General features: G+C 62.1%; 28 protein-coding genes. 19 read left to right on the plus strand and 9 right to left on the minus strand.

Features of this window, described 5'->3' with window-relative positions:
• Position 1: 1 nt before the first annotated feature.
• Both N6L27_RS19900 and N6L27_RS19905 read right to left on the minus strand, forming a co-directional pair.
• Positions 2-382 (minus strand): response regulator transcription factor, encoded by a 381-nt coding sequence (locus N6L27_RS19900; protein ID WP_271909180.1) that lies wholly within the window; start codon positions 380-382, stop codon positions 2-4.
• A 92-nt stretch (positions 383-474) separates the two neighbouring features.
• Positions 475-1,773 carry an XRE family transcriptional regulator gene (locus N6L27_RS19905; protein ID WP_271909182.1) on the minus strand — a complete coding sequence of 433 codons (1,299 nt, stop codon included), beginning with the start codon at positions 1,771-1,773 and terminating at the stop codon, positions 475-477.
• A gap of 230 nt (positions 1,774-2,003) precedes the next feature.
• On the opposite strand from N6L27_RS19905, the gene N6L27_RS19910 reads away from it, so the two are divergent.
• From N6L27_RS19910 to N6L27_RS19945, 8 genes are all read left to right on the plus strand, one after another.
• Positions 2,004-3,350: a substrate-binding protein gene (locus N6L27_RS19910; RefSeq protein ID WP_271909183.1), complete on the plus strand. Its 1,347-nt coding sequence runs from the start codon at positions 2,004-2,006 to the stop codon at positions 3,348-3,350.
• A 130-nt stretch (positions 3,351-3,480) separates the two neighbouring features.
• Complete coding sequence (locus tag N6L27_RS19915) at positions 3,481-4,503, plus strand: branched-chain amino acid ABC transporter permease (protein WP_039182337.1); 1,023 nt, start codon at positions 3,481-3,483, stop codon at positions 4,501-4,503.
• 3 nt (positions 4,504-4,506) lie between these two features.
• Positions 4,507-5,709: a branched-chain amino acid ABC transporter permease gene (locus N6L27_RS19920; protein ID WP_271909184.1), complete on the plus strand. Its 1,203-nt coding sequence runs from the start codon at positions 4,507-4,509 to the stop codon at positions 5,707-5,709.
• A 12-nt stretch (positions 5,710-5,721) separates the two neighbouring features.
• Positions 5,722-6,477: an ABC transporter ATP-binding protein gene (locus N6L27_RS19925; RefSeq protein ID WP_039182332.1), complete on the plus strand. Its 756-nt coding sequence runs from the start codon at positions 5,722-5,724 to the stop codon at positions 6,475-6,477.
• Between the two features lie 12 nt (positions 6,478-6,489).
• Positions 6,490-7,245, plus strand: a complete 756-nt coding sequence (locus N6L27_RS19930) for an ABC transporter ATP-binding protein (RefSeq protein ID WP_019295845.1) — start codon at positions 6,490-6,492, stop codon at positions 7,243-7,245.
• 278 nt (positions 7,246-7,523) lie between these two features.
• Positions 7,524-7,784 carry a PepSY domain-containing protein gene (locus N6L27_RS19935; protein ID WP_271909185.1) on the plus strand — a complete coding sequence of 87 codons (261 nt, stop codon included), beginning with the start codon at positions 7,524-7,526 and terminating at the stop codon, positions 7,782-7,784.
• Between the two features lie 65 nt (positions 7,785-7,849).
• A complete protein-coding gene (locus N6L27_RS19940; RefSeq protein ID WP_271909186.1) occupies positions 7,850-8,392 on the plus strand; it encodes a cytochrome b/b6 domain-containing protein in 543 nt (180 codons plus the stop codon).
• Positions 8,389-8,937 carry a helix-turn-helix transcriptional regulator gene (locus tag N6L27_RS19945; protein WP_271909187.1) on the plus strand — a complete coding sequence of 183 codons (549 nt, stop codon included), beginning with the start codon at positions 8,389-8,391 and terminating at the stop codon, positions 8,935-8,937. Before N6L27_RS19940 ends, N6L27_RS19945 begins: the two co-directional genes overlap by 4 nt.
• 7 nt (positions 8,938-8,944) lie before the next feature.
• Here the strand turns inward: N6L27_RS19945 and N6L27_RS19950 are convergent, their stop codons facing one another.
• Positions 8,945-10,441: a class I adenylate-forming enzyme family protein gene (locus N6L27_RS19950; protein WP_271909188.1), complete on the minus strand. Its 1,497-nt coding sequence runs from the start codon at positions 10,439-10,441 to the stop codon at positions 8,945-8,947.
• A gap of 95 nt (positions 10,442-10,536) precedes the next feature.
• On the opposite strand from N6L27_RS19950, the gene N6L27_RS19955 reads away from it, so the two are divergent.
• From N6L27_RS19955 to aat, 4 genes are all read left to right on the plus strand, one after another.
• Positions 10,537-11,073 carry a LuxR family transcriptional regulator gene (locus N6L27_RS19955; RefSeq protein ID WP_271909189.1) on the plus strand — a complete coding sequence of 179 codons (537 nt, stop codon included), beginning with the start codon at positions 10,537-10,539 and terminating at the stop codon, positions 11,071-11,073.
• A 156-nt stretch (positions 11,074-11,229) separates the two neighbouring features.
• Positions 11,230-11,727 (plus strand): acetyl-CoA carboxylase biotin carboxyl carrier protein, encoded by a 498-nt coding sequence (gene accB, locus N6L27_RS19960; protein ID WP_271909191.1) that lies wholly within the window; start codon positions 11,230-11,232, stop codon positions 11,725-11,727.
• A gap of 9 nt (positions 11,728-11,736) precedes the next feature.
• Entirely contained in the window at positions 11,737-13,086 is a 1,350-nt protein-coding gene (gene accC / locus N6L27_RS19965) for an acetyl-CoA carboxylase biotin carboxylase subunit (RefSeq protein WP_271909192.1), read from the plus strand.
• 75 nt (positions 13,087-13,161) lie between these two features.
• Positions 13,162-13,794, plus strand: coding sequence for a leucyl/phenylalanyl-tRNA--protein transferase (gene aat / locus N6L27_RS19970; protein WP_271909194.1), 633 nt, complete (start codon positions 13,162-13,164; stop codon positions 13,792-13,794).
• On the opposite strand, the gene N6L27_RS19975 is transcribed toward aat, so the two are convergent.
• The 6 genes from N6L27_RS19975 to N6L27_RS20000 all read right to left on the minus strand — a co-directional run bounded on the left by N6L27_RS19975 (position 13,758) and on the right by N6L27_RS20000 (position 17,599).
• Positions 13,758-14,120, minus strand: a complete 363-nt coding sequence (locus tag N6L27_RS19975) for a DUF2155 domain-containing protein (RefSeq protein WP_271909195.1) — start codon at positions 14,118-14,120, stop codon at positions 13,758-13,760. The genes aat and N6L27_RS19975 overlap by 37 nt on opposite strands.
• Positions 14,117-14,569 (minus strand): outer membrane lipid asymmetry maintenance protein MlaD, encoded by a 453-nt coding sequence (gene mlaD / locus N6L27_RS19980; protein ID WP_271909196.1) that lies wholly within the window; start codon positions 14,567-14,569, stop codon positions 14,117-14,119. Before mlaD ends, N6L27_RS19975 begins: the two co-directional genes overlap by 4 nt.
• 25 nt (positions 14,570-14,594) lie before the next feature.
• Positions 14,595-14,981, minus strand: coding sequence for an NADH:ubiquinone oxidoreductase subunit NDUFA12 (locus N6L27_RS19985; protein ID WP_271909197.1), 387 nt, complete (start codon positions 14,979-14,981; stop codon positions 14,595-14,597).
• Between the two features lie 134 nt (positions 14,982-15,115).
• A complete protein-coding gene (locus N6L27_RS19990) occupies positions 15,116-15,481 on the minus strand; it encodes a RidA family protein (RefSeq protein WP_271909198.1) in 366 nt (121 codons plus the stop codon).
• 66 nt (positions 15,482-15,547) lie between these two features.
• A complete protein-coding gene (clpX, locus tag N6L27_RS19995; protein ID WP_271909199.1) occupies positions 15,548-16,816 on the minus strand; it encodes an ATP-dependent Clp protease ATP-binding subunit ClpX in 1,269 nt (422 codons plus the stop codon).
• A 150-nt stretch (positions 16,817-16,966) separates the two neighbouring features.
• On the minus strand, positions 16,967-17,599 hold the full coding sequence (locus N6L27_RS20000) for an ATP-dependent Clp protease proteolytic subunit (protein ID WP_271909200.1): 633 nt from the start codon (positions 17,597-17,599) through the stop codon (positions 16,967-16,969).
• A 251-nt stretch (positions 17,600-17,850) separates the two neighbouring features.
• Here N6L27_RS20000 and N6L27_RS20005 point away from each other — a divergent pair, with 251 nt between their 5' ends.
• The 7 genes from N6L27_RS20005 to N6L27_RS20035 all read left to right on the plus strand — a co-directional run bounded on the left by N6L27_RS20005 (position 17,851) and on the right by N6L27_RS20035 (position 26,615).
• Positions 17,851-18,858 carry a GlxA family transcriptional regulator gene (locus tag N6L27_RS20005; protein ID WP_271909201.1) on the plus strand — a complete coding sequence of 336 codons (1,008 nt, stop codon included), beginning with the start codon at positions 17,851-17,853 and terminating at the stop codon, positions 18,856-18,858.
• Positions 18,859-19,050: 192 nt separating this feature from the next.
• Positions 19,051-19,389 (plus strand): ArsR/SmtB family transcription factor, encoded by a 339-nt coding sequence (locus N6L27_RS20010; protein WP_271909202.1) that lies wholly within the window; start codon positions 19,051-19,053, stop codon positions 19,387-19,389.
• Between the two features lie 81 nt (positions 19,390-19,470).
• Positions 19,471-21,501 (plus strand): PhoX family protein, encoded by a 2,031-nt coding sequence (locus tag N6L27_RS20015; protein ID WP_271909203.1) that lies wholly within the window; start codon positions 19,471-19,473, stop codon positions 21,499-21,501.
• An 84-nt stretch (positions 21,502-21,585) separates the two neighbouring features.
• On the plus strand, positions 21,586-22,056 hold the full coding sequence (locus tag N6L27_RS20020; RefSeq protein WP_271909204.1) for a DUF302 domain-containing protein: 471 nt from the start codon (positions 21,586-21,588) through the stop codon (positions 22,054-22,056).
• 140 nt (positions 22,057-22,196) lie between these two features.
• The gene (locus N6L27_RS20025) at positions 22,197-23,810 is read left to right on the plus strand and encodes a thiamine pyrophosphate-binding protein (protein WP_271909205.1); all 1,614 of its coding nucleotides are present in this window, start codon (positions 22,197-22,199) and stop codon (positions 23,808-23,810) included.
• Positions 23,797-24,996, plus strand: a complete 1,200-nt coding sequence (locus N6L27_RS20030; protein WP_271909206.1) for a CaiB/BaiF CoA transferase family protein — start codon at positions 23,797-23,799, stop codon at positions 24,994-24,996. Before N6L27_RS20025 ends, N6L27_RS20030 begins: the two co-directional genes overlap by 14 nt.
• Before the next feature lie 257 nt (positions 24,997-25,253).
• Positions 25,254-26,615 carry a tetratricopeptide repeat protein gene (locus N6L27_RS20035; RefSeq protein WP_271909207.1) on the plus strand — a complete coding sequence of 454 codons (1,362 nt, stop codon included), beginning with the start codon at positions 25,254-25,256 and terminating at the stop codon, positions 26,613-26,615.
• The last annotated feature ends 4 nt before the right edge of the window (positions 26,616-26,619 follow it).

A 26,619-nucleotide genomic window follows, 5' to 3' on the forward strand; every position in this document is an offset into this window, starting at 1 on the left:
GCTATCCCTGCCCGGCCTGCGCGTGCAGGTCGCGCACGGCGGTCAGAACCTCGGCGTTGGAGAACGGTTTGGTCATGAAGCGGGTAACACCGGCCTTTTCCGCCATTTCCCGGTCGCGCATCTGGCCGCGTGCAGTCAGCATCAGAACAGGCAGCGACTGCATATCCTGCTCTGCCCGCAACTCGCGCACAATTTCCAGCCCGCTCTTGCCAGGCAGCATCAAATCCAGAATCACCAGATCCGGCCCCGCGTTGCGGATCACCTCCACCGCAGTGGCTCCATCGGTGTGGGCATCCACACTCCAGCCATCGCGCATCAGCAGAAACCGGATCGCCTCTGTGATGTTCGGTTCATCTTCAATCAGAACAACATGCCTGCCCATCAGCAGTCTTTCCTCCCGGCGCGGTCCTGCGGCCTTAACAGCACGGACACGCGGCTATTTTTCCGCAGGTTAGCGCCCTGCCCGCATGAGTGTCAAAACTCTTCCTTCAGGATCGAAGGTTCGCGCCGCGCCGGACAGGCCTGGCGCGGGCAGATCCGGCAACTGGCGCCCACTGGCTGCGGATCCTGCGCATCCTTGGCACCGGGCAGGATCAGCATGACCGCACGGTACAGGGGATCCTCACCGAAATCAGGCTGCTTCTGCATCCAGGCCGTGGCCATGCAGTCAAAGGCCGCAGCGTTGCGGCCGTGCTGAACCACATTGCGCCGGACCGGCACATTGGGGTTCACCAAGGCTGTATAGAGCGGCCACAGCGGGCAAGAGGCGCCAAAGCGCGGCATTGCGAAACCGGTGACCGGTTTACGGAACAACAAGGTGCCAGAGGCATCGCAGACCACCAGCCCGGCCTCCTGCCCCAGCACCTCTTCCGGCACCGCTGCCAGGCGGCGCAGGACCGCAGGCAGCCCGCAATTGAACCTTTCCGCCAGAACAACTGGGTTGATCCCGGCGCCGGTGATTTCGCGGCTCAGCTCTTGCAAAGGCAACGTTTGGGCGTCAGCGAGGTACTGCTCCAGCAGGGCATGGGTCAGACTGCGGGCAGCTTCGCCGGTCAAGGCGCGGGCATCCCGCGCCAGATCTTCCGGCGTGGCGGACCCGTCTTCGAGCGCCGGAAAATGGAAATCGTTTTCCTGAAAGAATGCCTCAGCTTCCTCCTGCGGCATGCCGCGGCGGTCGGCGCCGCTGCCGTCTTCATCGAGAAAACTGACCAGTGCCCGGCTGCTTTCGGACAAGCGCAGCGAATCCTGATTGAGGTTCTTGTGGAACCGGTCCCGCCATTCCGGCTCCAGCTCTCCGGTTTCTGCCAGAATCGATGCGGTGGAGCGGATCGCAGCAGCAGTCGACAGCACCTCATGCACCGAGGCCGCCAGATTGGGGTCATGAGCCAGACGGTCCGACAGGGTTTCCACCGTGCGCTCCAGCGTGGCGATGCGGCGGTGCCCGGCCGCCAAAACCTCTGCCCAGCCCGGAAAGCGGCCGGCGAACTCATCAACCCGGTCCAGTTCCGCCACCGGCACACCGCTGTCCGCCGCCGCCTCCCGCAGGGTGGAAATCAGCGCCGCCTCCGCTCCTTCACTCAGCATCGAGGGCTCGACCCCCAGCACCCCGGCAATACCCACCAGCAGTTTGCCGCCGATTCTGCGCCGGTTGTGCTCAATCAGGTTGAGATAGGAGGCAGAGATCCCAGCCGCCCGCGCCAATTCGGCCTGGCGCATGCCCAGGATCAGCCTGCGTTCGCGGATCCGGCTTCCGGTCAGGGTGTCGCGGGCCATGATGGCGGGCCTCCCAAAATGCTTCCATTTCAACGGCTTTCTGCGATGCAAAATAAGATTATTTACAAAGGCCGCAAATGCACTGTTCAGTTATTTACAGAATTTTCAAGTAATAAAAAGGTTTTATTGCCTGAGTTTACATAGGCCTCTCATACTGATTTTGCACGCAAAGTGCTGGTACCGCGCAGAAGTGAGGAGCTGCAAGGCACCAATCATATAGGGAGGAATACATGTCCAATTTTAATGCTTCGCGCCGCAGAGTCCTTAAGACCGGTGCTATTGCAGGCGCCGGTGTGGCGCTGCCGACCATCTTTACCGCGTCTTCCGCTGCGGCCTTCACCAATGAGCCGACAGGCGGCACCGTCACCCTGGGCTTCAACGTGCCCCAGACCGGTCCCTATGCGGACGAAGGCGCCGACGAGCTGCGCGCCTATGAGCTGGCAGTCGAGCACCTGAACGGCGGCGGCGACGGCGGCATGATGAACACCTTCAGCTCCAAGGCGCTGCAAGGCAACGGCATCCTTGGCAAGAAGGTCGAGTATGTGACCGGCGACACCCAGACCAAATCGGATGCTGCCCGCGCCTCTGCCAAGTCGATGATCGAGAAGGACGGCGCGGTGATGATCACCGGCGGCTCCTCCTCCGGTGTGGCGATTGCCGTTCAGGGTCTCTGCCAGGAAGCAGGCGTGATCTTCATGGCCGGCCTGACCCATTCCAACGACACCACCGGCAAGGACAAGAAAGCCAACGGCTTCCGCCATTTCTTCAACGGCTATATGTCCGGTGCCGCGCTGGCGCCTGTGCTGAAGAATCTCTATGGCACCGACCGCGTCGCCTATCATCTGACCGCCGACTACACTTGGGGCTGGACCCAGGAAGAATCGATTGCAGCCGCCACCGAGGCGCTGGGCTGGCAGACCGTGAACAAGGTCCGCACCCCGCTCGCGGCCACCGACTTCTCCTCCTATATCGCGCCGGTGCTGAATTCGGGCGCAGACGTGCTGGTGCTGAACCACTACGGCGGCAACATGGTGAATTCGCTGACCAATGCGGTGCAGTTCGGCCTGCGCGAAAAGGTCGTGAACGGCAAGAACTTCGAGATCGTCGTGCCGCTGTATTCCCGTCTGATGGCCAAGGGCGCCGGCGAAAACGTGAAGGGCATCCACGGCTCCACCAACTGGCACTGGACGCTGCAAGATGAAGGCTCCATGGCCTTTGTGAAATCCTTCGGCACCAAATACGGCTTCCCGCCGAGCCAGGCCGCACACACCTGCTATGTGCAAACCCTGCTGTATGCAGACGCGGTCGAGCGGGCCGGCAGCTTCAACCCCTGTGCGGTTGCCGAATCTCTGGAAGGATTTGAGTTCGACGGCATGGGCAACGGCCCGACCCTCTACCGTGCCGAAGACCATCAGTGCTTCAAGGACGTCCTGGTGGTGCGCGGCAAGGAGAACCCGACCTCGGAATTCGACCTTCTGGAAGTGGTCGAGGTCACGCCGCGTGCGCAGGTGGAATACGCACCGGACCACCCGATGTTCGCCGGCGGCAACCTGGGCGCCTGCAACCCGGGCGCCTAAGCCAGCCGCAGGGCGCCGGAATTTTCGGAAAATTCCGTGCCGGAGACCGTACCGGCCTCCGGCTGCCCCAACCGGCCCGTCCGCTCCCCCGCCGGGCGGGCCTTCCCCAACCTGACGCACGGTGGGACCCATGGACGCCATTCTCCTGCAAATTCTGAACGGGCTCGACAAGGGCTCGGCCTATGCGCTGATCGCGCTTGGTTTGACACTTATTTTCGGCACGCTGGGCGTGGTGAACTTTGCCCATGGGGCGCTGTTCATGATCGGCGCATTCTGCGCCGTCACCCTGCAGCGCATCCTGAACCTCAGCTTTGAGCTTGTGGACGAAACCCAGAAGGACTTTCTGGGCAACCCGCTCAAGGTAAAAACCCCCTATGTGGAGGCCTGGTTCGGCCCCGACATCGGCGGCTCGATCATCGACTGGGCGGTGCCCCTGGCGATCCTCTTTGCGATCCCGATCATGATCGGTGTCGGCTATGTGATGGAGCGCGGGCTGATCAAGCATTTTTACAAACGCCCCCATGCCGACCAGATCCTGGTGACCTTCGGCCTCGCCATCGTGCTGCAGGAAGTGGTGAAGTACTTCTATGGCGCCAACCCGATCCAGACCCCGGCCCCGGACGCATTGAATGGCGTGGTGAACCTGGGCGCTGCCATCGGCATGGACATCGTCTATCCGGTCTGGCGCGTGGTCTATTTCTTCTTTGCGGTTCTGATCATCGGCGGCATCTTCAGCTTCCTGCAATTCACCACCTTCGGGATGGTGGTGCGGGCCGGCATGGCAGACCGTGAAACCGTGGGCCTGCTGGGCATCAACATCGACCGCCGCTTCACCATCATGTTCGGCATCGCGGCCGCTGTCGCCGGCCTCGCGGGTGTGATGTACACGCCAATCAACTCCCCCAACTACCACATGGGCATGGACTTCCTGGTTCTCAGCTTTGTGGTGGTGGTTGTCGGCGGCATGGGCTCGCTGCCCGGCGCGGTGCTGGCAGGTTTCCTGCTGGGCGTTCTCGAAAGCTTTGCCTCAATGAACGAGGTCAAATCACTGCTGCCCGGCATCGACCAGATCATCATCTACGTGGTCGCAATCATCATTCTGCTGACCCGGCCGCGGGGCCTGATGGGCCGCAAAGGCGTGATGGAGGAATAAGACATGTTCGGACTAGACAAAAAAGACACTTCAAAGCTGATCATCGTCGCCTGCCTCGCACTTCTTGCGCCCTTTATCCTGAACCCGTTCCCGACGGACAGTGCACTGGCGCAGTTCAACGCAGGCTATCCGGACCTGATGCAGCGGTTTGTGATTTTCGGGATCTTTGCCATCGGATTTAATATCCTCTTCGGCCTCACCGGCTACCTCTCCTTCGGCCATGCGGCCTTCCTGGGGGTCGGTTCCTACTCTGCAGTCTGGATGTTCAAGCTGATCGGCATGAACGTGATCCCGGCAATTGTGCTGTCGGTCATCGTTGCGGGCCTGTTTGCACTGCTCATCGGCTTTGTATCCTTGCGCCGTTCCGGCATCTACTTCTCAATCCTGACGCTGGCCTTTGCGCAGATGTCCTTCAACCTCGCCTATTCGGTTCTGACGCCGATCACAAATGGCGAAACCGGCCTGCAGCTGACGCTGGAAGACCCCCGCATCCTGGGCGTCTCCGCCACCACGGATGGCTCGATCCCGGTAACCAACCTGTTCGGCCTGGAAATGCGCTCCACCTTCGAGATGGCTGTTGGCCCCTGGGCCTTCCAGTTCAACGCGGGCTACTACCTCTGCGCGCTGATCATGCTGGCTGCCTTCTACCTGTCGATCCGCATCTTCCGCTCGCCTTTCGGCATGATGCTGCGGGCGGTGAAGTCGAACCAGCAGCGGATGAACTACACCGGCCTCAACACCCGGCCTTACACCCTGGCGGCCTTTGTGATCTCCGGCATGTATGCGGGGCTTGCAGGCGGGCTGATGGCCTCGATGGACCCGCTGGCGGGCGCCGAGCGGATGCAGTGGACAGCCTCCGGCGAGGTGGTGCTGATGACCATCCTCGGCGGTGCCGGCACGCTGATCGGCCCGGTGCTGGGCGCCGGCTTCATCAAATACTTTGAGAACATCTTCTCCAAGATCAACGACAACGTGCTGCACACCTGGTTCAGTTTCCTGCCCGACGGAATGGAGGATGCCGTTGTCTTCATCATCCACCCCTTCATCGGCAAGGGCTGGCACCTGACCCTGGGCATCCTGTTCATGCTTGTGGTGATCTTCCTGCCCGGCGGCCTGGTTGAAGGCGGCCAGCGGATCAAGGGCTGGCTCAGCCGCCGCAAGGCCAAGGGCAGCAACACCTCCGGCGAAACGAACCCCGCGGAATAAGGAGACAGAACAATGGGTATCCTTGAAGTCAAAGACGTGGGGAAACGGTTCGGCGGCCTGCAGGCGCTCTCGAACGTGAACCTCAGCGTTCAGGAAAACTCGGTCCATGCAATCATCGGCCCGAACGGCGCGGGCAAGTCCACCCTTCTGAACTGCCTGGTGGGCAAGCTGATCCCCGACACAGGCTCGGTCATGTTCGACGGACAGTCGGTGCTGGGCCGCGCGCCTTATGAAATCAACCAGATGGGCATTTCCCGCGTGTTCCAGACGCCAGAGATTTTCGGCGACCTGACGGTGCTGGAGAACATGATGATCCCCTGCTTTGCCAAGCGCGACGGCGCGTTTGAACTGAACGCCCTGTCCTCAGTTCTGCGGCAGAAGGACATCCTGCAAAAGGCAGAGCACATGCTGGAAGAGATGAACATGGCGGACAAGCGGCACATGCACGCCGCTGCCATGTCCCGCGGCGACAAACGGCGGCTGGAGATCGGCATGTGCCTGAGCCAGGAACCCCGCCTGTTGCTGCTGGATGAACCGACAGCGGGCATGGCGCGGGCTGACACCAACAACACGATCGACCTGCTGAAACAGATCAGCGACGAGCGCGACATCACCATCGCAATCATCGAGCACGACATGCACGTGGTGTTCAGCCTCGCCAACCGGATCACGGTTCTGGCCCAGGGCACCCCGCTGGTGGAGGACGATCCGCAAAACATCCGCGGCAACCCGAAGGTGCGCGAAGCGTATCTGGGCGAGTCGGCGTAAGGAGGAACCAAGATGAACGTAAAACCCGATTTCTCCAAGAACGCCAATGTGGCAACCACTGCCCCGGCCTTCCTGTCAGTCTGGGATGTGCATGCCTATTACGGCGAGAGTTACATCGTGCAGGGCATCAGCTTCAACGTCCACGAAGGTGAGATCCTGGCACTCTTGGGCCGCAACGGCGCGGGCAAGACATCGACCCTGCGGTCCATCGCCCGCACTGGCTCCCCCATGGTGACCCGCGGCGAAATCTGGCTGGACCACAAGCCGCTGCACAACATGGCCTCGCACGAGGCCGCCGCAGCCGGGCTGGGTCTGGTGCCCGAAGACCGACGCATCATCCCCGGCCTGACGGTCGAGGAAAACCTGCAGCTGGCGCAGATCGCCCCGCCCATCGGCTGGTCGCTGGAGCGTCTCTATGACCTGTTCCCGCGCCTTGGCGAACGCCGCAAGCAGGAAGGCGTGACCTTGTCCGGCGGCGAGCAGCAGATGCTGGCGATAGCCCGGGCGCTGGCCCGCGACATCAAGGTGCTGCTCCTTGACGAACCCTACGAAGGCCTCGCCCCGGTCATCGTGGACGAGATTGAAAAGACCCTCATCCACATCAAGGAACAGGGCATGACAACCATCATTGTCGAGCAGAATGCGGTCCGCGCCCTGGAACTGGCGGACCGTGCGGTGATCCTCGATACCGGCGGCATCGTCTTTGACGGCACCGCCGCCGAGGTTCTGGAAAACGAGGAACTGCGCGCCGAATACCTGGCGATCTGAACCGAACCCAAGAATTCATCTCCGCGGTGCCGGCCATCCATGTGCCGGCACAGGGTCACTGAGGCCGGCTCCGTTTGGGGCTGGCCTCCTCTTTTTTTCTAGAGCTTCAAGGCAACCAAGCATCCCGCTTTGCCACATAAACTCCGGGTATAGGCAGCGGTTTTCCGTCCTTTTCCAACCTGGCGCCTATTCAGCACGTCCGCCCTGCTCCCGATGTCGATGCCACAGCCTGCGCCAGTCCGGTGCGGCAACTGACAAAACTCGGAAAGGACCCTGAAATGCGTAATTCCCTGAAGCTTCTCGCCCTTGCCCTTACCCTTCCTGCGGCGGCGGCTTTTGCCTCTGAAGGCGCCATCGGCACTGAAGCTGAAACCAAAATCCGCGACCTGCTGAAGGGTCAGGGATTTGAAATCACCGAAATCGAAGCCGAAGACGGCATGTTCGAAGCCGAAGCCTCCAAGGAAGGCAAGGAATACGAGGTGTACCTGAACGACCAGTTCGAAATCGTGAAGATCGACGATGACAACGAAGACGACTGATCACCCGTAAAGTCATGTCTCCCGGATGCGATAGCCATCGCATTCGGGATCAACAGGAGAATGACATGCAAAAAGACTATGTCTGGGATCCACTGGTACGGTCGTTCCACTGGCTTCTGGCTGCCGGCTTTGCTGCCAACGCGCTGCTGACCGATCCGGACGGAACGCTTCATCACACTATTGGCTACTTCATTGCGGCACTAGTGGGGCTGCGCATGATCTGGGGGCTGACCGGCAGCCGCTATGCCCGTTTCTCCAGCTTCCCGCCTGATCCCAGTGCCGCAGCCGGTCAACTTACCGATATCGCCACAGGGCGGGTGCGCCATCACAAGGGCCACAGCCCCTTGGGTGCCTTAATGATCTACAACCTGCTGCTGACACTGCTGGCGGTGGCCCTGACCGGCTGGATGGCGGCCTCACCAGCGTTTCAGGGTACCGGCTGGCCGGAAGACCTGCATGAGGCGCTGGTTTCCTGGGCGGAACTCTCGGTTGTCCTGCATGTGGCTGCGGTGCTGTTCGAAAGCCGCCGGACCAAAGTCAATCTGGCGCGAGCCATGGTCACTGGCTACAAAGAGCTGCCTGAGACCGACGCGGAGCCTGCGCCATGAACCCAAACCGGCAAGACCCGGCCAAACCCTGGATCCTGATTGCCGTCATCGCCGTGCAGGCCCTCTGCGCGGCGGTGTTTCTGGGCGATATGGTTGCTGATCTCTCCGGCATGGAAGCCGCAGAAGCTGAGCAAGGCGAAGGCCCGCACGCCTATATCGAGGGGCTGGCGGCGCTGGCGCTGGCGGCAGCCATCGTGATCGAGACCCGTATCCTGATGTGGCTGCTGCGCCGCAAAGCGCATCTGGAGGAAAGCCTGACCTCCGCGCAAGCTGCGGTGCAGGAGGTGATCGACGCCGAGTTTGCCAATTGGAACCTGACGCCCGCAGAGCTTGACGTCGCAACCTTCCTGGTCAAAGGACTCAGCACCGCTGAGATCGCCGCCATGCGCGGCAGTGCCGAAGGCACCATCAAGGCTCAATTGAATGCGATCTACCGCAAGTCCGGCACTGCTAACCGTGCAGAACTGATGAGCCTCCTGATCGACACGATGATGGGGCGGCGTCAGGCTGACCGCAGCGAAGTCGCTGACGCCCGCCCGGCGTGACGCGCGTTCAGACCATCTTCCGCAACTCCGTTTTCAGTACCTTGCCATAGTTGTTCTTGGGCAAGGCTTCGATACGCAAATACGCCTTGGGGCGTTTAAACCGCGCAATCTGGCCGGTGCAAAGATCGTCCAGTTCCGCATCCGGCGCGTCGCCCACAACAAAGGCCACCACTTCCTCGCCCCAATCCGCATGCGGCCGACCCACCACAGACACCTCGCTCACGTGCGGATGCATCAGAAGCACCTCCTCCACCTCGCGCGGGTAGACGTTTGAGCCGCCGGTGATGATCATATCCTTGGAGCGGTCCTGCAGAGTAAGATACCCATCTTCGTCCAGAACCCCCATATCGCCTGTCATCAGCCAGCCGTTGATCAGCGTCTTTGCTGTCGCGTCGGGGTTCTGCCAGTACCCGGGCATCACCGTGTCGCCGCGCACCATGATCTCGCCATGGCTGCCTGGAGGCAGGAACGCGCCCTCCGGCGTACCAATCCGCACTTCCACTACGCTCTGCGCCTTGCCGACGCTGGCCAGCCGCTCTTTCCAGCGCGGATGCGAACGGTCCTGCACGTCATGGCGCGGCAGCGCGGTGATCGCCATCGGGCATTCGCCCTGCCCGTAGACCTGCACAAAGACCGGACCGAATTGCTCCACCGCCTCCATAATGTCGGCGACATACATCGGCCCGCCGGCATAAACGACCGTGCGCAAACCCTCGCCCTTGCGGTCCAGCCGCTTGGCTTCTGAGGCCATGCGCGTGACCATTGTTGGTGCGGCAAACATGTGGACCCGCCCGAAATGCTCGGCAAGCTCAAAGATCTCCGCCTCGTCAAAGCCTTCGGACACCGGGCAGACATGCCGCGCACCTGCCAGAACATGCTGGATTGCATAGATCCCCGCCCCGTGGCTCATCGGCGCCGCGTACAGCGCGTGATCCTCCGCGCTCACTTGATCCACGTCCGCGAAGTAGGCAATGGCCATGGTCATCAGCATCCGGTGAGTGATCACCACCCCCTTGGGCCGGCCCGTGGTGCCAGAGGTGTAAAACAGCCAGGCCAGATCTTCCGGAAGGCGCGGCGCGGTTTCCGCCACCGGATCAGCCTGCAAGGCATCCGCATACTCCGGGCCGGTGATGTCCACACAGAGCACCGCAGCCTCAGCCCGTTGGACCGCCTCCGTCAGGCCTGGCGACGTGAACACCAGCTCTGCACCTGAGTTTTCAAGGATAAACTCGGCTTCCTTGCCGTGCAGCTTGGCATTGATCGGCACCGCCGCTGCCCCGGCATACCAGATACCATAGAGCGCAATCAGATAGTCCGGGCAGTTCTGCATGAAGATGCCAACCCGGTCGCCCGGCACGATGCCCTGCGACCGCAGCCAGCCCGCGAGTGATGCCGCCTTCGCATGAAACCCCGCGTAGTCCGCAACCATATCCTGCCCCAGAAACAACGCCGGCCGTGCCCCTTCTGCCGCGGCCATCCGAGCAAGCCACACCGCTATATTCATCCCAATTGCCTCCCCGTCTTGCCGTTGCGGCCCGAAACTGGCACGCAAGGGCAAAGCCCTTCAATTCCGCGAAAATACCTGCGTAAGAATACCATATGAGCGATCTTGCCTTTGACCATGCCCCTGTTGGCCTTGCGGTTCTGGAACGCCGCGTCATCACCCGGTGCAACCTGCAATTCGCCGCGACCTTCGGCGGCGCGCCCTGCGATTTTTCCGGCATGCTGATTGCTGAGCTGTACCCCAGCCAGGAGGATTTCAACCGTATCGGCGCCCTCCTGCAGCAGCCAGAGGCCCAAGGCGGCAGCTACAGCGACGAGCGCATCATGCGCCGCCGGACGGGGGGATTGTTCTGGTGCCGGGTGCGCGGCCGTTCCGTGACGCCTGAGGCTCCGTTTCAAACCGGCATCTGGTCCTTTGCGGACATCTCCGACGACCGCCCGGTTGTCTCCCTGACCCCGCGGGAACGCGAGGTAGCGATCCTCACCTGCAAGGGGTTGTCAGCCAAGGAAATCGGCAAGCAGCTGGATCTCTCCTACCGCACTGTGGAGAGCCACCGCGCGCACCTGCTGCAGAAATTCGGCGCCCGCAAACTGCCTGAGCTGGTAGCCAAACTGACCGGGATGCCGCTATAGGCAGGAAATTCCCGCAGGCAATTGCGAATCCGCGCCATAGACCTCATGTTACACCGCAGTTCAGGAGTGCTTTCCTTGCGGTAATCCTTGCCCTATAAGCGCCCTAATTTCCTGCCCGCCCCTCCGGCGGGCCTGTCGGAATTGGCTGAGGACAATATGACCAACAAATCTCACGAAGCTGACGTGGCATTCATCAAGGCGCTGGCGGAGCTGCTGCGCGAAAACGACCTGACCGAACTTCAGGTCAAACGCGAATACGGCGAGGATGACAGCCTGAACGTCTGCGTCTCCCGTCAGACTGCAGTTGCAGCCGCCCCGGTTCAGGTCGCAGTGCCTGCCGCTGCCCCCGCACCGATTGCTGCCGCCGCTGCGCCTGCCGCTGCCGCCCCCGCAGCCGCAAATGACGATCCGGCCAGCCACCCCGGCGCCGTGACCTCGCCGATGGTCGGCACCGTTTACCTGCAGCCGGAGCCCGGCGCGCCTTCCTTCATCTCCGTTGGCGCACAGGTCAGCGAAGGCGACACCCTGCTGATCGTCGAAGCCATGAAGACCATGAACCACATCCCGGCGCCGAAATCCGGCACCGTTAAGCGCATCCTGGTCGAAGACGGCGCCGCCGTTGAATTCGGAACCCCCCTGGCCATCATCGAGTAAGGATCTGCCATGTTTGACAAGATCCTGATTGCCAACCGCGGCGAGATCGCCCTGCGCGTGATCCGTGCCTGCCGCGAGATGGGCATCAAGTCCGTCGCGGTGCACTCCACCGCGGATGCCGACGCGATGCACGTCCGAATGGCCGATGAATCGGTCTGCATCGGGCCGCCGTCCGGCACCCAAAGCTACCTGTCGATCCCGGCCATTATCTCCGCCTGTGAGATCACCGGCGCCCAGGCGATCCACCCGGGCTACGGCTTCCTGTCGGAAAACGCCAACTTCGTGCAGATCATCGAAGATCACGGCCTGACCTTCATCGGTCCTTCTGCGGCGCATATCCGCATCATGGGCGACAAGATCACCGCCAAGGAAACTGCCAAGAACCTGGGCATCCCGGTGGTGCCCGGCTCCGACGGCGGCGTACCCGACATCGCGGCAGCCAAGAAGGCCGCCAAGGACATGGGCTACCCGGTGATCATCAAGGCCACCGCCGGCGGCGGCGGCCGCGGCATGAAGGTGGCCAAGGACGAGAAAGAGCTGGTTTCGGCCTTCTCCACCGCCCGCTCCGAGGCTAAGGCCGCCTTTGGCAATGACGAAGTCTACATGGAGAAATACCTCCAGAAGCCGCGTCATATCGAGGTTCAGGTCTTTGGCGACGGCAAGGGCACCGGCATCCATCTGGCCGAACGCGACTGCTCCCTGCAGCGCCGCCACCAGAAGGTCTTCGAGGAGGCCCCCGGCCCCTGCATCACCCCGGAAGAACGCGCCCGCATCGGCAAAATCTGCGCCGACGCCATCGGTAAGATGGGCTATTCGGGCGCCGGCACTGTCGAGTTCCTCTATGAAGACGGCGAGTTCTACTTCATCGAGATGAACACCCGCCTGCAGGTGGAGCACCCGGTGACCGAGGCTATCTTCGGCGTCGACCTGGTGCGCGAGCAGATCCGGGTGGCCGAAGGCCTGCCGATGTCCTTCACCCAGGACGATCTGGAGATCAACGGCCACGCCATCGAGGTGCGGATCAACGCCGAGAAACTGCCGAACTTCTCGCCCTGCCCGGGCAAGATCACCCAGTACCATGCCCCCGGCGGCCTGGGTGTTCGGATGGATTCGGCACTTTATGACGGCTACTCAATCCCGCCCTACTATGACTCGCTGATTGGTAAGCTGATCGTGCACGGCCGCGACCGGACCGAGGCGCTGGCGCGCCTGAACCGGGCCCTGGGAGAGCTGATCATCGACGGTATCGACACCACCGTGCCGCTGTTCCACGCGCTCCTGCAGGAGCAGGACATCCACACCGGCGATTACGGCATCCACTGGCTGGAACGCTGGCTGGAAGAGAACACACCGGGTTAAAATCCTGCGGGGCGCGCCATCAGGTTGCGCCCCGTTTTACTTTTCCCTGCCTTTCCCCTTTATACTGGCGGCATCATGAGCCTGACTGCCGATCTCCTGCTGCACGCCTATTCCGCCGGTGTTTTCCCGATGGCCGAACACCGCGACGACCCGGATGTGTTCTGGGTCGACCCCAAGCGGCGCGGTATCCTGCCGCTGGACGGATTCCGCATCTCACGGTCTCTCGCCAAACGAATCCGCAACGGCGGATTTGAGATCACCGTGAACCGGGATTTTGCGGGCGTGGTAGACGGCTGCGCCGACCGGGCTGAGACCTGGATCAACAGCGAAATCCGCGACCGTTACCTCGACCTGCATATGATGGGCAACGCCCATTCGCTGGAGGTCTGGAAGCAGGGTGATCTGGCAGGCGGCACCTATGGCGTCTCACTGGGCGGGGCGTTTTTCGGCGAAAGCATGTTCTCCCGCCGCCGCGACGCCTCCAAGGTGGCACTGGCGTATCTCGCTGACCGGCTGGTGCAGGCGGGCTTTACCTTGTGCGACACTCAGTTCCTTACACCGCATCTGGCCTCGCTTGGCGGCGTCGAAGTCACCCGCGCGCGCTACCGCGCGCTCTTGCGCGAGGCGCTGGACAAGGATGCCGATTTCATGGGCCCCGCAGTGCCGGACTCTCAGCTGCTTTTGCAGCGGATGACCCAGACGTCATAACGGTTGTGATCCAGCGCGTTCAGCGCCGGGCTGGAGGCAATCATCCAGCCCTGAAAATGCTCGGCCCCGTTCTTGGGATCCCGCACCGACAAATAGGCATAGGCGTCGCCGGTCGGATTATCCGCCGGATAGCGGCAGTCGGAAACCGTCACCAGCAGGCCGAACATCTCGGCGCTGGCGCCGATGGCCACCTCGGCATCCAAAGAATGCCCGTTGACCTTGTCGAGCGCCCGCAGCACCGCCGCGGTTCCTTGACTGGCCTGTTCCTGCGCCAAGGCGGGGAGTGCCAGAAGGGCAGCCGTCAGTACCGCTGCAAAGCGCTTCAAGATTCTTCCCCGCCGCCTGCCACGAATTTCACCAAGAGCGAAATCAGGCTGACTGCACCCTGAGTGTCTTCGATCTCATCACCGGCCTCGAAGGCAAAGGGCGACCCGCCCGGCATGATTTCGACAAAGTTGCCGCCCAGCAAGCCTTCGGAGGAGATCACCACTGCGCTGTCGTCGGGCACCTCAATGCCCTCCTTCACCGAAAACACGGTATCGGCGCGGAAGGTTTCAGGGTTCAGGTCAACACCGGTCACGGTGCCGATCTTGACACCTGCAAGCCGCACATCGGTGCCGACACTGACGCCTTCCAGAGAGCGGAAGGACGCCGTCAGATCATAGGTGGAGCCGCTGCGCGACAGGCCGGCCGCCTGCCCTGCGTAAACGGCAAAGCCGATGGCCGCCGCAAGCACGATGCCGCCAGCAAAAACTTCAGTAGGATTATGGGACATGAAATCAGCCTTTTGGCAGATGTGTTTACTCGGGCACCCAGGCCTCGTAATCGCGGCGTTCCTTCGGTTCGCCGCCTGCACGGATCGACCCGGCTGGGGCATAGGCCATCATGGTACCGGTCAGGTTCTCCTGATGCGGCTTTTCCCAGGCCTTATGTTTCAGCGGCTTCTCGCTCGGCACGTCGTCAAAGGTGCGGTGCAGCCAGCCATGCCAGTCGGGGCTGATGCGGGAGGCTTCCACTTCGCCGTTGAACATCACCCAGCGCTTGCTGTCGTCCGCGTTGCGGTAGAACACGTTGCCCTGGTCATCCTCACCCACCTTGATGCCATTGCGGGCGGTGAAGATCCGGGTGTTCAGGGTGGAACCGTTCCACCAGGTCACAGCGCGCAGAAGAGTGTTCAGGATTCCCATGAGTGCCTCCGGATTTTTCCGACTTCGATATGGCCCAATTTCCCGCCAAGGTCCAGTGGCTTGCGCCTTGGGCTGCCTGTGACTTGGCGGGATTTGGCAGATTTGCCTCAGCGGCGGCTGCGCCGCCTGCCCGGTCAAGCCTCCGCGGGCGCCAGGGCGGTCAATTCGATCTCGATCCGGAACTTGGGGTCAATCAGGTTGCATTCCACCATGGTCGCCGCCGGCGGGTTGGTGCCGAAAGTTTCCGCCAGAATGGGCCAGCAGGGTTCAAACTCGGCTGCATCCGGCAGGTAGTAGTTCACCCGCACCGCATCGGCAAAGCTCGCACCAGCCTTTTCCAGCGCCGAGCCGATGGTGTCCAGCGCAGAGCGGCACTGCGCCACCACGTCATCGCCCTGACCGACCGTTCCGGCCACATGCACGAAACCGCCCGCGACCACGGCACGGCAATAGCCGATCTTGGCCTCGAACTCGCCGCCCGAAGAAATCCGCTTGATCATGTTTTTCTCCTCAACATGAAAGCGGCGCGGAAATCACCGCGCCGCTATATCAGAAACTTTCGATTGTCAGCCTGCTGACGCCGGCTCTTTCTCGGCATCCGCGTGGATCATAAGCGGCTGCGCGTCAGAGGTCACTGCCTCCTCGTTCACAACCACTTTGGTCACGCTGTCCATGCCCGGCAGGTCGAACATGGTATCCAGCAGGATATCTTCCATGATCGAGCGCAGGCCGCGGGCGCCGGTCTTGCGTTCGATTGCTTTCTTGGCAATCGCGCTCAGCGCTTCGTCGGTGAAGTCCAGCTCGGTGTCTTCCAGTTCGAACAGGCGCTGGTACTGCTTGACCAGGGCGTTTTTCGGCATGGTCAGGATGGTAACCAGCGCGTCTTCGTCCAGGTCCTCCAGCGTTGCCAGAACCGGCAGACGGCCGACGAATTCCGGGATCAGACCGAATTTCAGCAGGTCTTCCGGCTCCAGATCCTGGAAGATCTCGCCAACGCCGCGCTCGTCATTGTCACGCACATCGGCGCCAAAGCCCATTGCCGAGCCCTTGCCGCGCTGCGCGATGATCTTGTCGAGGCCGGCAAAGGCGCCGCCGCAGATGAACAGGATGTTGGTGGTGTCCACCTGCAGGAATTCCTGCTGCGGATGCTTGCGCCCGCCCTGCGGCGGAACGGAGGCCACGGTGCCCTCCATCAGCTTCAGCAGTGCCTGCTGCACGCCCTCGCCCGACACGTCGCGGGTGATCGAAGGGTTTTCCGACTTGCGGGTGATCTTGTCGACCTCGTCGATATAGACGATGCCGCGCTGCGCCCGCTCGACGTTGTATTCAGACGCCTGCAGCAGCTTCAGGATGATGTTCTCGACATCCTCGCCAACGTAACCGGCCTCAGTGAGGGTGGTCGCATCCGCCATGGTGAAAGGCACATCCAGGATCCGCGCCAGTGTCTGCGCCAGCAGCGTCTTGCCGCAGCCGGTAGGGCCGATCAGCAGGATGTTCGATTTCGCCAGTTCAATGTCCGAACCCGCCTTCTGGGCATGATTCAGGCGCTTGTAATGGTTGTGCACGGCAACCGACAGCACCCGCTTGGCGGTTGCCTGGCCGATCACGTAATCATCCAGCACCTGGCAGATATCCTTCGGCGTCGGCACGCCGTCGGTGGCCTTGAGGCCCGACGCCTTGGTCTCTTCACGGATGATATCCATGCACAGTTCAACGCATTCATCGCAAATGAATACGGTGGGGCCTGCGATCAGCTTGCGCACTTCATGCTGGCTCTTGCCGCAGAAGCTGCAGTAGAGGGTGTTCTTGCTGTCGCCGCCTGAATTCGTCGCCATGGTCTACCTTTCAGTCCGCCCGGTCCGCTGCCCCCGCACTGCGGGGCATTTCCTCTTTTGGCCAGCTTAAGCCAGTGCTTAGGCCGCCACAATGTGAAAGTGTGCCCCATCTTAACCGCCGGGGCACACGGCTGTTCACAAACTCAGGCGTCAGGCCTGCTCGTCATCGCCCTTGGCGCGGTTCTCGACGATCTCGTCAATCAGGCCGAATTCCTTGGCCTCTTCCGGTGCCATGAAGTTGTCGCGCTCCAGCGCGTCGACAATGGTGTCGTATTCCTGGCCGGTGTGCTTGACGTAGATCTCGTTCAGACGCTTCTTCAGCTTCAGGGTTTCCTCGGCGTGGATCATGATGTCGGTCGCCTGGCCCTGGAAGCCGCCGGAGGGCTGGTGCACCATCACGCGGGAGTTCGGCAGGCTGAAACGCATGCCCGGCTCACCGGCTGTCAGCAGCAGCGAGCCCATCGAGGCCGCCTGGCCGATCACCAGGGTCGAGACCTTCGGCTTGATGTATTGCATGGTGTCATAGATCGACAGGCCAGAGGTCACAACGCCGCCAGGGCTGTTGATATACATAGAGATTTCCTTGGACGGGTTTTCCGCCTCAAGATGCAGCAGCTGCGCCACGATCAACGAGCTCATCCCGTCGTGCACCGGACCGTTCAGAAAGATGATCCGCTCCTTCAGAAGGCGGGAAAAGATGTCATAGGCCCGTTCGCCCCGGCTGGTCTGCTCAACCACCATCGGGACCAGGGTGTTCATGTATGTTTCTCTGGGATCAATCATTGCAACCTGCCTGCGTTGTTTATGTCCGGCACCATACCCGACAGTGTGTTACCCGAGTCTTAGTATCGCCCCTTTTGACCTGCAAGAGGCGGCAGGCATTTTCCCGGTGACGCAAACCTGCATGTGGTGTCGCAATCCGCTGGAACGCTGTCGCTATTCTCCGGCTGCCGGCGGCACCAGCACCTTAGGAAGCAAAATCAAGTCCGAATTCCGCCCGGCGTTTTCTCCGGGTGCAGCGCTGGGGTCCCGCCATGTCCGATGACAGCTTCGTTCAGAAAGGCGCCGCTGCCAATCTCGCCATTCCATTCGAAGGCGAGCCGCAGGATTTCTACTTTCTGCTGCTGCCCAAGGCCACCATGCTGCCCGTGGCCGCCGCTATCGAACCCCTGCGCATTGCCAACCAGGTGACCGGCACCCGGCTTTACCGCTGGTACATCATGACAGAGGACGGCCAGCCTCTGCGCTGTTCCAATGGCATGGTCGTGACCCCGGACACCCAACTGCAGCCGCTGCCCTCAGATTCGCTGGGATTCGTCTGTGCGGGTGTCGAGCCGCACGCCGCCGCCAGCGAGGTCACCCTGAACTGGCTGCGCCGCGAAAGCCGTTTTGGCCGCTCCATCGGCGGCATCTGCACCGGCGCGTTTGCACTGGCCCAGGCCGGCCTGATCAAGAACCACAAGTTCACCCTGCATTGGGAGAACCAGCCGGGCTTCCTGGAGAGCTACCCCAGCCTGGAGCCCTCCCCCAATATCTTTGAAATCTCCGGCCCGCTGATGACATGCGGCGGCGGCAATGCCGCAACCGACATGATGCTGCACCTGATCGAGGAACGCCACGGCAAGCAACTGGCGATTATCGTCGCCGACATGTGCCTGCATGTGCGTTCCGGCGGCCAGGCGGCACCGCAGAAATCGAATTACGCGGTGGCCATCGGCAGCCGCAACCAGCGCTTGCTGAACGCGCTGCAGCTGATGCAGGAATCGATTGAGGAACCGCTGTCGATCGGCGACCTCTGCGACCGGCTCGACATCTCCCGCCGGCAGCTGGAACGGCTGTTCTCGCGCTACCTGAACCAAAGCCCGATGCACGTCTACTTCGACATGCGCCTCAGCCACGCCTTTGCGCTGATGAACGAAACCTCGATGAGCGTCACCGAAATCGCACTGGCCTCCGGATTTAACTCGGCCACGCATTTCTCGCGCCAGTTCAAACGCAAGTTCGGCGCCTCGCCGCATTTCTTCCGCAAGGGCTGGAGCTGACACCCAGCAGCCTGTCTGACCGGTGCTCTCTTCACAAATACCAAATTGGTAACTTTTCTTTTGGCCGTTCCGGGAAGTTCTGCTAAGCGCTTTTGGGTATTCTGTTGATAGTACGCACGGACCGCATGAGTTCGCGGTCTGCGCGAGTTTTTAAAAGGAGTAAGGCGCCCCGGTGCCACCTGGAGACGCAAAATGCCACTACCCGAGTTTTCAGCTGACATGGATCCGGAACAAAAGGAGCAGATGGTCGCAAACGCAACCAGGGCTTCCAGTTTCCTTAAGGCGATCAGCCACCAGGGGCGGCTGATGATCCTGTGCCATTTGGTCTCTGGCGAAAAATCCGTGACAGAACTGGAACAATTGCTGTCAGCCCGCCAGGCTGCCGTCTCTCAGCAACTGTCCCGCTTGCGCCTGGAGGGGCTGGTTGTTCCGCGCCGCGACGGCAAGGCAATCTACTACCGCCTGGCGGATGACAAACCCCGCCGCATTCTCGAAGTGGTCTACGATATTTTCTGCAACGACGGCGATTGACGCCAACGGGCTGCTCAATAATCTGCGTTGCGGAAATACCGCGCAAGACGCCCTGCGCGGCACGCCAACCGGAGTGCAGCCATGAACCGCAGGCAGATTATCAATAATCCTCTGACCGGTAACAAGGCGGAAGCCTTCGAAGCCGCTGACGACTGCCCCGCCAACCCGCAGCCCGGCCGCACCATCGGAGATGTGATCGCCGCCCGCTATGGCCGCCGCACAGTTTTGAAGGGGATGCTAGGCACCTCTGCCGCTGCTGCCCTCTTCGGCTCTGCCGCCCTCACCGGGCCGCAGCAAGCTGCGGCGGCCTCCAGCGTTCAAAGCCGTTTCAAATTCGACGAACCCGCCTGGGGCAACGACGAAACCCACCATGTCGCAGCGGGTTATGACGCCGATATCCTGCTGCGCTGGGGTGATCCCATCACCGCAGATGCGCCCGAGTTTGACGTGAGGAACCAGAGCGCAGCAGCCCAGCTGCAGCAGTTCGGTTACAACAACGACTATGTGGGTTACCTCCCCCTGAACACTGATGGCACCCGCGGGCTCATGTGCGTCAACCATGAATACACAAACGAAGAAATGATGTTCCCCGGCCTTGGCCGCCAGGACAAGGCTGACTTCAGTGGAATGACACGGGAACTGGTGGATATCGAAATGGCTGCCCACGGCGGCTCAGTGGTTGAGGTTGCCCGGAATCCGAACGGCAAATGGGCCGTGATGGGGGACAGCAAGCTGAACCGCCGCATCTCGCCGCTGAACACGGTCATGGCCATTGACGGCCCCGCAGCCGGCCACCCCCGGATGCAAACCAGCGCGGATCCAACGGGGCGAGAGGTCATGGGCACCCTGAACAATTGCGCCGGCGGCATGACCCCCTGGGGCACCTGGCTGATGGCAGAGGAGAACTTTCACGGCTATTTCTGGACCGGTCAACTCGACGCCGGAGGCGAGCCCGATCTTTCAGGCCAGCCGGAAGCCGCACAGATGGCCCGCTATAACGTGCCCGCCATGTGGTACGCTTGGGGCAAATACCACAACCGTTTCAACATCGATAAAGAACCCAATGAAGTGAACCGCTTCGGCTGGGTAGTCGAGGTTGATCCGCTGAATCCGAACTCAGTACCGGTGAAGCACACCGCGCTTGGCCGGTTTGCACATGAGGGCGCGGAAACCACCCTATCGGCAGACGGCCGCCTGGTGATCTACATGGGCGACGATGCCCGGTTTGAATACCTTTATAAATACGTTTCCAATCGAACGGTTTCGCAGGACCGCACCGTCAACACCCGGCTGCTCTCCGACGGCATGCTCTATGCGGCCCGGTTTGACCCGGACGGCACCCTGCACTGGCTGCCGCTGGTGCACGGCCACGGCCCGCTGACGGCCGAAAACGGGTTTTCCAGTCAGGCAGATGTGCTGATTGATGCGCGTCTGGCCGCGGATGCACTGGGCGCGACACCGATGGACCGCCCCGAAGACGTCTCCCCCCGCGGCGACGGCACCGCCTTTGTCATGCTCACCAACAACTCCAGACGCAAGCCCGGCCAGACCGACGCCGCCAACCCGCGGCCCGGCTCTGACTTCGGCCATATCATCGAAATCAAGGAGGAGGGCAGCGACCACGCCGCCACCCGCGGCAGCTGGTCCATCCTGGTGCAATGCGGAGACCCCGCCATTGCGGAAGTCGGCGCACAGTGGAACCCGGAAACCTCGGACAACGGCTGGTTCGGCTCGCCCGACAATTGCGCCATCGACGCCCAAGGCCGCCTGTGGGTCGCCACCGACCAGGGCCGCAAGTGGAACAAGACAGGCAAATCCGACGGGCTTTACGGTTTGGAAACCGAAGGCGGATTGCGCGGCCACTCCAAGCTGTTCTTCCGCTGTCCGGTCGGCGCGGAGCTTTGCGGCCCCTGCTTCACCCCGGACAATGAAACCCTGTTCCTGGCAGTGCAGCACCCCGGCACCGACGGCACCAAAAACCTGAAAGGCTTCGAACGCGAATCCACTTTCGAGGACCCGGCTACCCGCTGGCCGGATTTCGATCCCGCCATGCCGCCGCGGCCATCGGTTGTGGTGGTGACCAAAACAGGCGGCGGCAAGATCGCGGTCTGACCCGCAGCTTCGCTGCGCACACAATTGTGAGCGCCCGGGCCGCTGCAACACTCATATGGTTGCACTGACATTCTGGAGAGACCCATGTATTTCAAACGCCTGACCGCCGCTTTGATCCTCACCGCCGCAACCGCCTCAGCAGGCAGCATTGCCCCGCGCGACGGCTGGGCCGTGCATGAAACCGCCAAACCCTTCGATCATCTGGTTGCGGACATCAAAGCTGCCGCCAAGGAACAGGGTCTGGGCGTCGTCACTCAGGCAGGCCCCACCGGCGCTGCCGCCGCCCGCGGCATCACCATCCCAGGCAACCGCGTGATCGGCCTTTTCAACAACGACTTCGCAGTCAAGATCCTCGCCCTCTCCACTGCCGCGATGATCGAGGCCCCGGTGCGCATGTATGTGACAGAGGAAGCGGACGGCACCGCCACACTGTCCTACAAGCTGCCCTCGCACGTTTTCGCTCCTTACTCGGATGAGGGCGGCGCAGAGCTGTCTGGCCTGGCCGGCCAGCTCGACCAGCGTTTTGCCCTGATCGCTGAAAAGGCACAAAGGTAACCGGGGTTTCCTTCTTGTCATAAATGCTCCCCCATTTGCGCCAAAATCCGCCGCAGCATTTCTCACACTGGCGTGAGAGGGCTTGCGCGCGGGCGCAGCCTTGGCAATCTGGCGCCAAATCAACGGATTGGACGGACAAGATGACAGAACCCTCACGCGCAGCCGATGTTCTGGCCCGGCGGCTCTATGAGGCAGGCTGCCGCCATGCCTTCGGAATGCCCGGCGGCGAGGTGCTGACGCTGGTGGATGCGCTGACACGCGCAGGCATCGCGTTTCACCTGGCCAAACATGAAAACTGCGCGGGCTTCATGGGCGAAGGCATGCATCACGCGGACGGCGCGCCGGTCATCCTGGTTGCCACCCTCGGCCCCGGCGCGCTGAATGGCATCAACGTGGTCGCGAACGCCCATCAGGACCGGGTGCCTATGCTGGTGCTGACCGGCTGCGTCGATGCGGCTGAGGAGCAAAGCTACACGCATCAGGTGCTCGACCACCGCGCGGTCTTCACGCCCATTACCAAGGCCACCTTCCGGCTGGACCCGGATTCCGCGGACCTGATCGCAGACAAGGCAGTTGCCATCGCAACTGAGCCGCGCAACGGGCCGGTGCATATTGACGTGCCAATCTCGGTGGCAGACACGCCGGCCAAAGACCGCGGCATCCGCCGCGCGCCTGCAAGTGCCAGCGCGCCAAGCGGAGAAGCACTGGCGCAGGCGCGTTCCTGGCTGGCGGCAGCCGAGCATCCGGTAGCGGTGATCGGCCTCGACGCGCTGCAAGAGAATGCAGGCCACGCAATCCGCGCCTTTGCCGAAAAACACCAGATCCCATTCGTCACCACCTACAAGGCCAAGGGCATCCTTCCAGAAGACCACCCCCTCTGTCTGGGCGGCGCAGGCCTGTCGCCGCTGGCCGACAAGCATCTGCTGCCGCTGGTGCGCGAGGCCGACCTCGTGCTCTCCATCGGCTATGACCCGATCGAGATGCGCCCCGGATGGCGCAATGCCTGGAACGTGGAAACCCAGAACGTCATCGACATCGCGCCAGAGGCCAACACCCATTACATGCATCAGGCAGGCCTCAACTTCCTGACCGCCATCATCCCTACGCTGGAAGCCCTCTCCGAAGGCTCCGCCCCTCGCGAAACCTGGGCAAATGGCCGCCCGGCTGCGGTCAAGTCCACGCTGGCAGCGGCCTTCCCGCTTGACGAGAAATGGGGCCCTGCCGGCGTCATCGCTGAATGCCGCGCCACGCTGCCGCCGGAAACCCTCGCCACTGCCGACAGCGGGGCCCACCGTATTCTGCTCAGCCAGATGTGGGAGTGTTCCGAACCGCGCGGGCTGATCCAGTCGTCCGGCCTCTGCACCATGGGCTGCGCCGTTCCTATGGCAATCGGGCGCAAGCTGGCGCAGCCGGACCGGCCCGTGGTCAGCTTCTCGGGTGATGCCGGCTTCCTGATGGTGGCGGGCGAGCTCGCCACCGCAGCGGAACTGGGCGTGGCCCCCATCTTTGTGGTCTTCGCCGATGCCAGCCTTGCCCTGATTGAGCTGAAACAGCGCCAGCGCCAGCTTGCCAACGGCGGTGTGGACTTCGCCGAGCATGATTTTGCCGCGATGGGCCGGGCCTTTGGCGGCAACGGCGTGACAGTCACCAGCCGCGCTGACTTGCGAACCGCCCTGCAAGACGCCATGAAAGCAGAAAAATTCACCGTCATCTCGGCAGTGATCGACCGCGGAGGCTACGATGGCCGGATCTGAACTTCTCCCCCACGGCGCGCTGAAGGGGGTCAAGGTGCTCGACCTCTCCCGCATTCTGGCAGGCCCGACCTGCACCCAGCTTCTGGGCGATCTTGGCGCAACAGTGATCAAGGTGGAAAACCCCAAGACTGGCGGCGACGACACCCGCCAGTGGGGACCGCCCTATGTCGTGGATGATGACGGGCAGCAATCCGATCTCTCCGCCTATTTTATGTCCGCCAACCGCAACAAACGCTCCGTTGCCATTGATATTGCAACAGAAGAAGGCCAGCAGGCCATCCGCCGCTTGGCGGCAGAGGCCGACATCCTGATCGAGAATTTCAAACCCGGCGGGCTGGCGAAATACGGGCTGGACTACGCCAGCCTCAAGGACGACCTCCCCGGCCTGATCTACTGCTCCATTTCGGGATACGGCCAGACCGGCCCCAACAGCCACAAGCCCGGCTATGACATCATGGCGCAGGGCTTCGGCGGCATCATGTCGCTGACCGGCGAACCTGAGGGCCAGCCGATGAAGGCCGGTGTCGGTATCGCCGATGTGATGTGCGGCATGTATGCCTGCATCGGCATCCTTTCGGCCCTTCACCACCGCGAAAAAACCGGCGAGGGCCAGCAGATCGACCTGGCACTGGTCGACGCCCAGATCGCCTGGCTGATCAACGAGGGCGTCGCCTATCTGAACACTGGCCAGCCCCCCAAACGCCGCGGCAACGAACATCCCAGCATTATGCCCTACGGGGTTTACGAAACCTCCGGCGGCCATGTGATCCTGGCCGTGGGCAACGACAGCCAGTTCCGCCGCTTCATGGAATTCCTGAAGCTCGAGGGCCTGGCAGAGGATCCGCGCTTCGCCACAAACCCGGCCCGCCTGCAAAACCGCGATGCCCTGAACAGCGTGCTGATTCCCGCGGTGCAGCGGTACACCACGGATGAAGTTCTGGACGCCATGGAAACCCGCAAGGTCCCGGCCGGCCCGGTGCAGACACTGGACACCCTTTTTGCTACCGGTCAGGTTGCAGCACGGAACATGGCAATCGGCATGGAGACCGGAGCAGGCCCGGTAAAGCTGCTGGGCAACCCTCTGAACTTCTCTCGCACGCCAGTCACTTACCGCCACGCGCCGCCCCAATGCGGTGAAGGCACTGAGGAGATTCTGGGCTCGGATGCCCCCTTCGGAGCAGCCTGACCCGCCAATCCCGCGGCAGCATTCCGCCAAGTGTTACAGATTCCGGCAAAACACCGCCAAACCGGCGGTGTTTTTTCTGTTTTCAGTCCAGGTCTCTTGCAGAATTTTCCCGGAAAATCCTACACATCCGGCGAATTTCAAGGCCGAGTGCACACAGCCCATCACCAAACCGCGAGCGGGGTTCGCCCGGACCGTTGCGATGATCTACTCTCCATCGGGACAGGAACCCGCGCTTCATTTGACAAAGATTGGACCCCATGATGCTTGATATTTTCGGCCAGGAGAGCAGCCTGACTGACACCACCGCACTGCAGGACTGGAATGCAGTGCAGCTGGGGGTTCTGGCTCATGCCGCCGCAACCGCAGATCATCTTGGCGCGGTGCTCAAGGCGTCACCGGAGTTTGCCCTGGCACATGCCATCAAGGGATTGTCGCTGCTGATGCTTGGGCGCAGCGAACTGCTGCCTGCCGCGCGCGCGGCGTTGCAGGACGCCAAGGCGGTCTACGAGGCCGCCCTGCCCCGCGAACGGAAATATGTCGACGCGCTGGAAAACTGGCTTGCCGGTCATCCCAGCCTGGCCATCCAGCGGATGGAAGAAGTGCTGGACATCTTTCCGCAGGACACGCTGGCCATGAAACTCAGCCATGGCATCCGTTTCATCATGGGTGATCCCGCAGGCATGCGCGCCTCGATCGAACGGGTGCTGCCGAGCTATTGCCCGGATCATGCTGGCCGCGGCTACCTCCTGGGCTGCCACTCCTTTGCGCTGGAGGAAACCGGCGAATACGAGCGCGCCGCCAATGCAGGCCGTCAGGCGCTGTGGATGGCGCCGGACGATGCATGGGGCCTGCATGCCGTCGCCCATGTCCACGATATGACCGGCAACGCAGCGGCCGGGCTGGAATGGCTGCATGGCCGCGAGGAGGCTTGGGCGCATTGCAACAACTTCCGCTACCACGTCTGGTGGCACAAGGCGCTGATGCATCTGGACCTTGGCCAGATGGATGAGGCCATCGCGCTCTATGACACAGAGGTCCGCAAGGACAAGACCGATGACTACCGCGACATCTCCAACGCAACCTCGCTTTTGATGCGGCTGGAGCTTGAAGGCGTCAGTGTCGGTGCCCGCTGGGAGGAGCTGGCGAATCTCTGCGCCAGCCGGACTGAGGACGGCAGCCTGATTTTTGCCGATCTGCACTACCTCCTGGCTCTGACCGGCCACCGCAAGGAAGACGCGCACAAGCTGGTTCAGCGGATTCACGCCGATGCCAGCGCCGGCGGCAGCGAAGCGAAAGAGCGGATGGCGGCCCCCGGATGCGCCGCCGCAGACGGGCTGGAAGCCTTCGGAGACGGTAATTACAAGGCTGCTTTCGCGCATTTGTCCACAGCCCGCGCCACGCTGCAGCTGGCCGGCGGCAGCCACGCGCAACGCGATGTTTTCGAACGGATAACCATCGACGCGGGCCTGCGCGCAGGACGTCTTGACGAAGCCGAAGCAATCCTTGATGACCGCCGCGTCAAGCGCGGCGGCACCGAGGACAATTACGCCCTGGCCCGGCGCGCTCTGATCGCCCAGGGCCGGAACTCTCCCGACGCCGCAAGCGTTCCCGCCGAATAAGACC

The organism is Leisingera sp. SS27 (assembly GCF_028368855.1).
Taxonomy (GTDB): domain Bacteria; phylum Pseudomonadota; class Alphaproteobacteria; order Rhodobacterales; family Rhodobacteraceae; genus Leisingera.

Bases quoted from the DNA above. Each gene is read 5' to 3' on its own strand.
- N6L27_RS19900 (WP_271909180.1), bottom strand. From the start codon at position 382: ATGGGCAGGCATGTTGTTCTGATTGAAGATGAACCGAACATCACAGAG.
- N6L27_RS19905 (WP_271909182.1), bottom strand. From the start codon at position 1,773: ATGGCCCGCGACACCCTGACCGGAAGCCGGATCCGCGAACGCAGGCTG.
- N6L27_RS19910 (WP_271909183.1), top strand. From the start codon at position 2,004: ATGTCCAATTTTAATGCTTCGCGCCGCAGAGTCCTTAAGACCGGTGCT.
- N6L27_RS19915 (WP_039182337.1), top strand. From the start codon at position 3,481: ATGGACGCCATTCTCCTGCAAATTCTGAACGGGCTCGACAAGGGCTCG.
- N6L27_RS19920 (WP_271909184.1), top strand. From the start codon at position 4,507: ATGTTCGGACTAGACAAAAAAGACACTTCAAAGCTGATCATCGTCGCC.
- N6L27_RS19925 (WP_039182332.1), top strand. From the start codon at position 5,722: ATGGGTATCCTTGAAGTCAAAGACGTGGGGAAACGGTTCGGCGGCCTG.
- N6L27_RS19930 (WP_019295845.1), top strand. From the start codon at position 6,490: ATGAACGTAAAACCCGATTTCTCCAAGAACGCCAATGTGGCAACCACT.
- N6L27_RS19935 (WP_271909185.1), top strand. From the start codon at position 7,524: ATGCGTAATTCCCTGAAGCTTCTCGCCCTTGCCCTTACCCTTCCTGCG.
- N6L27_RS19940 (WP_271909186.1), top strand. From the start codon at position 7,850: ATGCAAAAAGACTATGTCTGGGATCCACTGGTACGGTCGTTCCACTGG.
- N6L27_RS19945 (WP_271909187.1), top strand. From the start codon at position 8,389: ATGAACCCAAACCGGCAAGACCCGGCCAAACCCTGGATCCTGATTGCC.
- N6L27_RS19950 (WP_271909188.1), bottom strand. From the start codon at position 10,441: ATGAATATAGCGGTGTGGCTTGCTCGGATGGCCGCGGCAGAAGGGGCA.
- N6L27_RS19955 (WP_271909189.1), top strand. From the start codon at position 10,537: ATGAGCGATCTTGCCTTTGACCATGCCCCTGTTGGCCTTGCGGTTCTG.
- accB (WP_271909191.1), top strand. From the start codon at position 11,230: ATGACCAACAAATCTCACGAAGCTGACGTGGCATTCATCAAGGCGCTG.
- accC (WP_271909192.1), top strand. From the start codon at position 11,737: ATGTTTGACAAGATCCTGATTGCCAACCGCGGCGAGATCGCCCTGCGC.
- aat (WP_271909194.1), top strand. From the start codon at position 13,162: ATGAGCCTGACTGCCGATCTCCTGCTGCACGCCTATTCCGCCGGTGTT.
- mlaD (WP_271909196.1), bottom strand. From the start codon at position 14,569: ATGTCCCATAATCCTACTGAAGTTTTTGCTGGCGGCATCGTGCTTGCG.
- N6L27_RS19985 (WP_271909197.1), bottom strand. From the start codon at position 14,981: ATGGGAATCCTGAACACTCTTCTGCGCGCTGTGACCTGGTGGAACGGT.
- N6L27_RS19990 (WP_271909198.1), bottom strand. From the start codon at position 15,481: ATGATCAAGCGGATTTCTTCGGGCGGCGAGTTCGAGGCCAAGATCGGC.
- clpX (WP_271909199.1), bottom strand. From the start codon at position 16,816: ATGGCGACGAATTCAGGCGGCGACAGCAAGAACACCCTCTACTGCAGC.
- N6L27_RS20000 (WP_271909200.1), bottom strand. From the start codon at position 17,599: ATGATTGATCCCAGAGAAACATACATGAACACCCTGGTCCCGATGGTG.
- N6L27_RS20005 (WP_271909201.1), top strand. From the start codon at position 17,851: ATGTCCGATGACAGCTTCGTTCAGAAAGGCGCCGCTGCCAATCTCGCC.
- N6L27_RS20010 (WP_271909202.1), top strand. From the start codon at position 19,051: ATGCCACTACCCGAGTTTTCAGCTGACATGGATCCGGAACAAAAGGAG.
- N6L27_RS20015 (WP_271909203.1), top strand. From the start codon at position 19,471: ATGAACCGCAGGCAGATTATCAATAATCCTCTGACCGGTAACAAGGCG.
- N6L27_RS20020 (WP_271909204.1), top strand. From the start codon at position 21,586: ATGTATTTCAAACGCCTGACCGCCGCTTTGATCCTCACCGCCGCAACC.
- N6L27_RS20025 (WP_271909205.1), top strand. From the start codon at position 22,197: ATGACAGAACCCTCACGCGCAGCCGATGTTCTGGCCCGGCGGCTCTAT.
- N6L27_RS20030 (WP_271909206.1), top strand. From the start codon at position 23,797: ATGGCCGGATCTGAACTTCTCCCCCACGGCGCGCTGAAGGGGGTCAAG.
- N6L27_RS20035 (WP_271909207.1), top strand. From the start codon at position 25,254: ATGATGCTTGATATTTTCGGCCAGGAGAGCAGCCTGACTGACACCACC.